The following is a 401-nucleotide window of genomic DNA, read 5'->3' as shown; positions in this document are numbered from 1 at the left end:
CAGCCGCCCGCGGGTGAGCAATGACAACGCCTATGCCGAGGCCTTGTTCCGCACGGCGAAGTACTGCCCGCTGTGGCCGGAGCGGCCCTTCGACACGCTGGAGCAGGCCAGGAACTGGGTGAACAGCTTCGTGGCCTGGTACAACCATGAACATCGCCACAGCGCCCTGAAGTTCGTGACCCCGGCGCAGCGACATACTGGCCAGGCGGAAGAGTTGCTGCGCAAGCGTATCGAGCTGTACGAGGCGGCGCGTGCACGGCACCCGGAGCGCTGGAGCGGCAACATCAGGAACTGGGTGCTGGCACCAATCGTGTGCCTGAACCCGGAGCGGGAAGCGGTACTGCAGCAAACATCAAAGGCAGCGTGACACGCTCACGCGACAACTACCTTGAAAATCGCCG

General features: G+C 63.8%; 1 protein-coding gene. It reads left to right on the top strand.

The genetic code is table 11. The features are described from left to right. A partial coding sequence (locus tag HZR81_RS23770; RefSeq protein WP_500129416.1) for an integrase core domain-containing protein occupies positions 1 to 367 on the top strand: 367 nt, incomplete at its 5' end. Positions 368 to 401: the final 34 nt, after the last annotated feature.

The organism is Pseudomonas sp. LM13 (assembly GCF_041381355.1).
Classification (GTDB): domain Bacteria; phylum Pseudomonadota; class Gammaproteobacteria; order Pseudomonadales; family Pseudomonadaceae; genus Stutzerimonas; species Stutzerimonas frequens.
This window is presented reverse-complemented; position numbering and strand designations above follow the sequence as displayed.